Source organism: Candidatus Latescibacterota bacterium, assembly GCA_019038625.1.
Taxonomy (GTDB): Bacteria; Krumholzibacteriota; Krumholzibacteriia; order Krumholzibacteriales; family Krumholzibacteriaceae; genus JAGLYV01.
In genome coordinates, this window is record JAHOYU010000243.1 from 22,256 (window position 1) to 31,631 (window position 9,376).

The window sequence follows — 9,376 nt, forward strand, 5'->3', positions numbered from 1 at the left end:
TGTAAAGAAAAGTATTATGCCTGAATTATTCGGGATTTTCACTTGAAAAATTCAATCGAGGGCCAGGACCGTCTCCACGAGATCCCTGTTTTCCAGGCCAGTCTTTTCATCGGCCGGAGCATCCTCTCCGGGTAACCATTTTCTCAGGATCTTCGCGAGAGCTTTCGGATTGACAGGCTTCGGGATATAGTCGTCCATTCCCGCTTCAAGACATTTTTCACGGTCTCCCTGCATGGCGTTGGCTGTCATGGCTATCACAGGCACCTCATGATTCGGGACGGTCGTCTCAGGATCCCGGATCCTCCGCGTAGCCTCGTACCCGTCAAGTTCGGGCATCTGGCAATCCATGAGAACGAGATCGTAAGGTATCCTTTCAAGTGCGTCCACAGCCTCGACACCGTTTGCAACGGCATCAGCCTGCAAACCGATCTTCTTCAGGATACCGAGCGCCACCCTCTGATTCGTGATATTGTCTTCAGCGAGCAGAATACGGTAGTTGCCATCGAACTTTCCGAGCTTACCCTCCGACGAACCGGATCTTCCCTTGCGGCTGACTCTTCCTGTAAGAACAGAACTCATACATTCAAAAAGCTGTGACTGTCTTACGGGTTTCGATAACTGGTCGGAAAAGCCGATCTCTGCCAGTCGATCCCCTTCGCTACGCCCACCCAGAAAAGTAAGCAACAACAATTTCGTATCCTTGATCTTTTCGTCTGCCTTGATGGCCCTGCCAAGGCCCTCGCCATCCATTCCCGGCATCAGCATGTCGAGGATGGCTACCTTGTACGAATCTCCATTCTTCTCTGCGGCGAGGAGCATCCTCAACGCTTTCGGGGCGTCATGCGCACCATCCGCTCTCAATCCCCAGGATTCCAGTCGTTCCCTTACGACCTCCCTGCCAGCCAGGTTATCGTCGACGACCAGCACATGGGCCCCACGCGCTTCTTCTGGAACGGATACATCGCGCTTCTGCTCGGCCTGTTCAAGAAACCGGACGGTAAACCAGAACTCGGACCCCTCTCCCTCCCGGCTGTTCACGCCGATCTCTCCCCCCATCGCCTCCGCCAGTTGCATGGAGATCGCAAGCCCAAGTCCCGTACCGCCATACTTGCGAGTGGTGGACGCGTCCACCTGCGTGAATTTATCGAAAAGAGTTCCCACCTTGTCAGCCGGTATACCGATACCTGTATCTGTCACGGTGAATCTCACGACTGCCTCTGTGTCAGTTTCTGAATCCAGGCTGGCTTTGACAACGATCTCACCCATACTGGTGAACTTGACGGCGTTGCCCATAAGGTTGATCAGGATCTGTCTGAGTCGTCCGGGGTCACCGCGCAGTGCGACCGGCATCCCCGGCTCAGCTGCGCAGACGAATTCCAGTCCTTTTTCACGGGTCTTCAGGGCCATCATTTCGGCGAAGTCTTCAAGCAGTGTCTCAAGGTCGAAATCAAGGACTTCCATCTCCAGTTTCCCGGCTTCGATCTTTGAAAAATCGAGGATATCGTTGATCAGCTCGAGAAGCGATTCTCCACTGGCCTGGACCGTCTCCGCGTACCGGCGCTGTTCTTCCGTCAGTTCCGTATCGAGCAGAAGCCCTGTCATCCCTATCACACCATTCATCGGTGTCCGTATCTCGTGGCTCATGTTCGCCAGGAATTCGCTCTTCGACATGTTTGCCATCTCAGCCTGGACCATCATATCACTCGATAAAGCAGTCTGCTCTTCCAGATGCCTGTTCACCATCGCGAGCTCCTCATTGGACTCACGCAGTCTCTCTTCACCCTTTTTGCGCTCGGTGATATCTCTTACGGTAGCCTGAAGGACCGGTCTGCCTTCCATTTCCATGACACTGAGCAATACTTCAGCGGGAAAGACTATTCCTGTCGCATGACGTTTATGGAGCCACTCGAACCGGCTGTTCCCGGTCTCAAAAGCCGTGGCGATCCTTTCACCGACAGCATCGAGGGAGTCGCTTCCGTCCATCTGTCGAGGTGGCGATAGATCCGCCGGAGTCATCGAGCAGAACTCCTCCTCACTGGAACATTCGAATATCGACAGCGTCGCCTTGTTACACGCAAAGAATCCTTTTTCATCGAGCAGCATGATCGCGTCGCTTGTCGAATCGAAAAGTGTTTTAAACCTGCTCTCCGACTTCCTCATCTTCTGGTCAGTGCGTGTCCTTATCATTGCTGCTGCCAGTATATTGGAGACAGCTTCCAGAAAATGAGCGTCGTCCCCACTGAAACGTGCCTTCTTTATCGTATGAACACCGAGGATCCCGAAAGGCCTCGACTCTCCGGGGATCGCTACAACCATCCCCCCTGTCACTCCATGTTCGGTAAGCAGAGGTGGGGGTGAAAACCTCGTTTCGTTTTTGATATCATCCGCTATGACAGGACTAGCCTGGAGCAGTGTATATCCGCCCTGGGACCCGGCTCCGTCCGGTATGGATCTATGCCCTACCCAACCTTCCTTCCATCCGACACCTGCCCTGAGAAACAGTTCTCCTTTTTCGGGAAAATGTTCCAGCACCTTGGCATATTCGGTGCCCAGGACCCTGGATACCAGCAGGACCGCGCTTTCGAACAATTCATCGATCGACATCCCGGAAAGCACCTTCTGCCCGAACCTGGCGACCTCTGACTGCTGCCCGGCACGGACCCTCTCCATCTCCAGTATCCTGTCCAGTGTATCCCGGGCCCTGATCAATTCTTCCGTACGGCTCTTCACTTCCGTCTCTATCACAGATCGTCTCCGCGCCTGGTTCCAGAACAGAAGAGCGAGAAGATTACCGATGACAAGAATGATGATGCCCACCATTATCGGTTGGGCGGTTATATAGTCGGCGATGAGATCTTCATGCGCAATCGATACGATAGTCCACTTTCTGCCCGCGAACAGAAGATCAGCCCGTTTGTGCCCGGAAGAGTTTCCGGATGAGGCGAATGTCTTCAACATCTCACTACACGGTATGGCTCTCTTCGATGGGTCAGACATGCCCGGAGGAAGATTCATCACAGACAGGCATTCCGGCGATCCCTTTCTGGTCGAATCAAACAGGTAGAGCGCAATTCTGGATTCCAGGTCCTCCTTGAAGGCAAGCAGGATCATATCTTTCGCCTTGAAGACACCCGCCACGAAACCATACAAGCCTGATCTTCTGTCATCACAGTTTGAGATCACTGTGCCTTTTTCGTAGACCGGCAGAAAGACCCGAAAAGCTTTGTGTGTCGCCTTGTCCTGTACGAGCCTGATCGGTGAGGTAGCGATTATATCACCCGCAAGAAACGATTCCTCGAGTGCTCTGAGTCTGTCAAGGTCTGACGACATGTCGAACCCGAGGGCCATTTCATTACCCGAATAAGGTTCCACATAATATACAGGGTAGTATTCATTCCTTTCAGGCGCTGTGCTCATCCCACCGTCCACCCCCCGTACTGTGAACTGGAATGCATCCATCCCATCCAGCATGGCACTCTCTTCGTAATCAGGTCTTTCGCTGTTTTCGACGCGGGGTATCCATTCGAGTGCATGGATATATGGATTGTTGTTCAGAAATTCCCTGGAGGCGATCGAAAATTCTTCCCTCTCGACATAGCTGGAAGCGTTGAAAAAGTTCCTGAGTGATTTGAGTACCGACCCAGCCTCGATGAACATCCCCTCAACCGTGTCCCGCTGGTGTGCTGCCAGCACTTCGAACCGTTCGTCAAAACGTGCTCTTTCCTTGTTCCTCAGATAATTGAGCGAGACGACCGCAAGGACTATACTCAGTGCCATTACTGTAACTGGCAATAAAGTCGATTTGATTTTCTTCGTACTTATCATGTCTTCATATCGGCTTTTCAGAGCATTATCTTTAAATTATAAATCTCTTTTTAAGCAATATTTTTCGTCTGTAGAATTCACCCCTCCATTCCCCTTCATAGTTGTCAACACAGCTCTGTTCCTGTAAGATGGGCCGGGTAAAAGTGACGAGTATCGCATATGGATCTGCCCTGGAATCCAAAAACGGAAGGATGAGAGATGTCAGACAGGATGATAAAACAGTTCATGGAAATGGTCCGAATAGACAGTGAATCGGGTAATGAAGCGGCTATGATAGACTACCTCCAGATGGAATTCACAGCAATGGGCGCCGAGGCGATCAAGGACAGCTATGGAAACCTCGTGGCGAAGTTCCCCGAAAAGGGCTGCTCCGGCAAGGCTCCGATCCTGCTTTCCTGCCACGCGGATACAGTACTTCCGGGACAGGGGATCGAGCCGGTCCTCGCTGACGGTGTCATCCGGTCGGCCGGGGATACGATACTTGGCGCTGACGACAAGGCCGGCATAGCAGAGATGATCGAGGCACTGCGGACCGCGGAAGTCTATCCTCCCATCGAGATCGCCATAAGCCGTCAGGAAGAAGTCGGCCTGCTGGGCGTAAAAAACATGGATTACAGCCTGATCACAGCAAAGATCGGATTCCTGCTGGATAACGACACCCTCGACACGATCGTCATCGGAGGCCCCTCCTACTTCGCCATCGATGTCGAGATCAAGGGAAAAGCCGCACACGCGGGGATGGAGCCGGAAAAGGGTATCAACGCGATCCAGGCGGCAGCCAGGGCGATATCTGCACTGAAGCTCGGCCGTCTCGATGAAGAGACCACAGCCAACGTAGGAGTGATCAAGGGTGGGATGATCCGAAACGGCGTTCCCGACGCTGTGAGCTTCCTCGCCGAATGCAGAAGCCTGAACCATGAGAAGGGACAGGCGCTAGCCGACGAAATGATCGGAATCATCCGCAAGGAGATCGAAGGCTACGGAGCCTCGGTCGAGATCAAGGTCGACAACCTCTGCAAGGCAGTGGATATTCCTGCCGATTCACACAGCGTCGAGATCTCGAAAAAAGCGCTCAAAACAGTCGGTATAGACGCGGAGACTACATTCATAACCGGATTTACCGATGCTTCGATCTACAACAACAAGGGGATCGAAGTGGCCGTCGTCGGGATCGGTGCGCAGAGGGAGCATTCCACCGAAGAACATATCCATGTCGCCGACATGGAAAAGGCTCTCGGGATGATCGTCGAGATCATGCGGCTCTGCGCAGAGTGATGGAGCTATAGACCGGGAGATTCGGTTCTCCACTGAGTGACAGAACTATTGCCGGGGAGTGAAAGACCTCACTCCCCGCTACTCGTTTATGGTCACACCACAGGCTTCGACATTGTTGTTCTCGTTACTCTCGGTGATTACACCCTCAGTGTCCGAGACGATCAGAATGAACTGGGCACCGAGACGCGATGAAGGCACGGTAAAGGCGATCTCTATCCTCTGCTGCTCACCGGTAGCCAATTCTGGAATAATGATCGGGGAAACCGGGATCGATTCGTCTCCGGGATCGAAGACCGTATTATCCGAGAGGTAAAGATAAGCGACACAGGTGGTCAGGCTCGCTGTGGACCCCCAGTTGGTGAAGCCCATCGTTATGGTAGTCTCGCTGCCCTGCACCAGTACCGACCCATAACTGCCAAAATTGATTCCGATGTCCGGCAGGCGTCCATCGGGCGTAAGAACATCTATCTGCCAGTCGGAACCAACCATTCCCAGATTATTAGTCTCGTCATCCTCGTCGACCTCATCATCCGAATCGATGACTCCGAAGACATAGTACTGACCAGGCGTCATATCGGCAGGAACATCGAGTACCCAATAATCGCCCATGGTCCACGAACCGGCATCAAGGCCACTGATTTCAAGTACCGGCAGCATCAACCGGGCTGTCGCTGGGTCAAAAGTCTGATTCGTTGTAAAATAGAACTCCACATCGAACGCTCCCGCGTCCGGCCCTGCGGAAGGTACGAGGATCGGCCTGTCGGCTTCTTCACCGCTTCCACCACTGGCGGCATTCTCTATCGTATAACGGATGGCCACAGGCTGTCCGGATTCTACTGAACCCATACTACCCGCGTTGATCGAGTAGAAAAGGAGATCGGGCAATTCCTCTGTATCTCCTCCCCCGCTGCTGCTATCGCTGCTGCAACCACCGAATAGACCGATAGTAAAAATCATTACCAGACCGAACAGGAAAAATGCGCGCATACCCTCTCCTTTACAATCGAATCGATCGAATTAATAGCACAAGCAGCCCCGAAGTGAATGACAACGGTCCACTTTTTAAAGCGTTTATCGCGAATTGTAACACTCTGCAAGGCAGGTGCCAGACCTCTCACACAAATAAACTTGACAGGCGGTAGAATCGATGGTCGAATCGTATGGAGGTGATAAAATTGAATAAATCAATAAATCTAATCGGATGGCAGTCTATTCCGGGTGTTGTCATTACCGCTTTCGTTCTCTTTCTCATAGTAGCGACGCTACTGGCTGCTACGTTCCCGATCGATTTGGAAGCAGCAGAGAAGACAGAAGAATCGCAACCAACACATACCTGGGTGGGGTTTGGATGCGGCCCCAGCAGCCTGGGAAGTCCGGGCGGCCATTTAAACATCTCCCGCACCCGAGGCCACATCATCTTCGGCATCAGGAGTACGGCAAGTAGCGGCGGCAAATATGAAGTCGTGGACCGTGTCAATGATTATGACACCATGGGAGACCTGGCCCTGCTTGTGGGGTTGACCCGTCGTTGTGAACGATTAATCATGTCGGCCTCGACCGGCGTTGCGGGCGTCGGGGGAACATTCCACGAGAAGGACCCGACAAACAGCGACATCCTTATCAAGAGGGACTACCAAATGGTGCTCGGCCTGCCGTTCGAGGCCCAGCTCATCTGGAGATTAGGGGATAACGCGGGACTGGGCCTATACGGCTACGCGAATGTGAACAGCAACCGCAACCACGGCGGGGTCTGTATTTCTCTGATCTTTGGGAAGATCTGAGTGTCCTTGCCGACAAAAACTGCTTCAGCCACGATCCGCACTGCACCTGACTCACTCGTTTGTGTCGACATTACGCGTATACTGTAATATATTCCGACCAACTGATCAGGAAGAAAGAAGTAAGAATGAAAGCCGTTTCATTACAGTCCGGCAGCAATGGCAACTGCATATATGTGGAGACGGACGACGTCCGGATCCTGCTCGATGCCGGCATCAGCGGCATTAAGGCCGAGAACCGCCTCAAGACTATCGGGCGGGACATTCGAGATATCGATTGTGTAGTAATATCACACGACCATTCGGACCATACACGGTGCGCCGGGATATTCAGTCGGAAATATGATCTCAATGTATGGATGACCCCGACAACTTATTCGACAGTCGATTCGAGAGGGTTTTGTGGCCTATTTCGCAATCTGTCGCATTTCAATGCGGGAGAATCTGTCCGGTTTGGCAAAACTGTCATTGAAACGTTCCCCACCCCTCATGATGGCGTCGATGGTGTAGCTTTTGTCGTAGACGACTCACGGAACAGGCTGGGAGTATTGACCGACCTCGGTCATGTGTTCGATGGCTTGCAGGAGTTGATCATGGGACTGGACGGAGTCTTCCTCGAAAGCAACTACGATGTCTCCATGCTGGAGAACGGTCCATACCCCGCGTTTCTAAAAAAACGGATAACAGGCGATGGCGGACATATCTCAAACATCGAAGCGGCGGGACTGCTTCTGCCTGCCTTCAGCCAAAAACTGAAATGGGCATCACTGGCGCATCTGTCCGAGCAGAACAACGATCCGCAGACCGCTATCGATACCCACAGGGATGTCCTCGGCAATAATGTCGAATTGAGCGTCGCCAGCCGATACAGGGTCTCTTCTCTTTTATCGCTGTGACCCTGTTCACACCATTGAATCCCCCGATTGTCCAGATTGTTTTCCCCGGCCGATCTCAAAGTCACTTTGATTTTACTTCGGCAGATGCCTGACTTTCCTGTTTCTTCCCGTCATCTTTTGTCCAGACATGCAAACCCTCGGTCAATTCGTCTATACTGAATTCCATCTTCCGGAACTTGAATCTGACTCCCGGAAATGTCCTCTTCAAAACATGCACTTCTCTTACAGCCTGTTTTGTTGATTTTCTCTTGATTTCCATGATCGTTGCATGGAGTGCATGTAATTCTTTCTCCAGTTGCTTTTGTTGCTTCATGAGTTTATCGAACTCACTCTCCGCAATCATTCGTTTCCTCTGCAGAACACTATCGGTTATATCTTTGATCTTCTCAAATTCTGTGGATACGGATTTGGCCCTCTCCCTTGGTTCGGCAAGCTTGCCTGGAAGTGAATAATCTGTCCCGGGAATCAACGTCGTCGGGGTCTCTCCCGGGCTGCCAGCCTGGCCGACCTGGATCCCACGATTGGCTGTCACTTCTCCCCCGACGATCCTTCCCTGCGGGATGATCACCTGCCCGAGAGTCCTGATGTTCGACTGGGAAATATCCCTTGTTACTTCGACATCTTCACACGATAACACTTCAGCCTGCGTCAAATATCTGGCGTGAAGGCCTCCTTCAAGTTCGATCCGATGGTTTTCGTTGCCGATGATCCCTCCTGAGACTATCAAGCTGCCCTTCGATGTTATGTTGGAAGGTTCTACCAGCCCGCTGATTATTATGTCGCCCCCGGCGTCTACCGTAGCACCATCCTTCACGTCACCCTCGACCATCACTGAGCCGTTGTAATGGACATTACCTGTTCCAAATCTGATATCGCCGTGAACTCTGTATACTTCGTCCACAGCGAGAGTATTATTCGCCCAGCGCATCCGCCCGTCTATCCCTGAGGAGCAGGTCCTATATTCTTCTTCCTCTGTTATTTCAATATTCGATCCTATAGTTATTTCAAGATCAAAAGTATTTTCACAGGACATGGCCTCACCGAAGACATCAATACCCGGAATGCCCGGAAAACGTGGATACACCCGGGCAAGGACCTGGCCCTCACTTACGCAGAGATGTTCCAGTCTTTCCCAGAAATCCATTCTTCCACTTTCATCATCTACCTTGAACCCGGTCATGAAAAAGTCCTCTTCCCACTCGATCCATCCATCCTTCCCCTGTATGGGTTCCACACCCTCTACCATGACAAGGCCGATGATCTGTGAGTCCGGCTCGAGTTTCTCAGAGATCCTCTCTTCCAGCACAGATCTGTCTGGAAGCTCACTTAATCCAAGTTCTTTCATCCGGGTTTCGACATCATCCAGAAGTCCCTGCAACCCATCTCCAGGGTGTGGACTATCCAGCAGGATGGCAAGCTTGTCAGACGAAACGTACAGCCTGGTTTTTAACGGAATCTCCTCCGCCTGATCCGATGATTCCGGAGTTGCAGGGACTTTCTCTTCTGACGACTTGTCATTTTCAATATCCATAGCGACAATCTCCCTGAATACATGTCTCATCATATGCCGTACTTACCCTACAGGATCGGCGGCATCCTGAT

At 52.1% G+C, this 9,376-nt stretch carries 6 protein-coding genes; 3 read left to right on the forward strand and 3 right to left on the reverse strand.

The genetic code is table 11. The features are described 5' to 3' along the window. Positions 1–51: 51 nt before the first annotated feature. Positions 52–3,777 (reverse strand): response regulator, encoded by a 3,726-nt coding sequence (locus KOO63_15645; protein ID MBU8923253.1) that lies wholly within the window; start codon positions 3,775–3,777, stop codon positions 52–54. 246 nt (positions 3,778–4,023) lie between these two features. On the opposite strand from KOO63_15645, the gene KOO63_15650 reads away from it, so the two are divergent. Further along, positions 4,024–5,100: a M20/M25/M40 family metallo-hydrolase gene (locus KOO63_15650; GenBank protein MBU8923254.1), complete on the forward strand. Its 1,077-nt coding sequence runs from the start codon at positions 4,024–4,026 to the stop codon at positions 5,098–5,100. A gap of 78 nt (positions 5,101–5,178) precedes the next feature. Here the strand turns inward: KOO63_15650 and KOO63_15655 are convergent, their stop codons facing one another. After that, entirely contained in the window at positions 5,179–6,087 is a 909-nt protein-coding gene (locus tag KOO63_15655) for a hypothetical protein (GenBank protein ID MBU8923255.1), read from the reverse strand. A gap of 188 nt (positions 6,088–6,275) precedes the next feature. On the opposite strand from KOO63_15655, the gene KOO63_15660 reads away from it, so the two are divergent. Then, positions 6,276–6,881 carry a hypothetical protein gene (locus KOO63_15660; GenBank protein MBU8923256.1) on the forward strand — a complete coding sequence of 202 codons (606 nt, stop codon included), beginning with the start codon at positions 6,276–6,278 and terminating at the stop codon, positions 6,879–6,881. Positions 6,882–7,006: 125 nt separating this feature from the next. After that, positions 7,007–7,774, forward strand: coding sequence for an MBL fold metallo-hydrolase (locus tag KOO63_15665; GenBank protein MBU8923257.1), 768 nt, complete (start codon positions 7,007–7,009; stop codon positions 7,772–7,774). A gap of 61 nt (positions 7,775–7,835) precedes the next feature. Here KOO63_15665 and KOO63_15670 read toward each other — a convergent pair whose 3' ends face one another. After that, on the reverse strand, positions 7,836–9,305 hold the full coding sequence (locus tag KOO63_15670) for a FapA family protein (GenBank protein ID MBU8923258.1): 1,470 nt from the start codon (positions 9,303–9,305) through the stop codon (positions 7,836–7,838). Positions 9,306–9,376 lie beyond the last annotated feature (71 nt).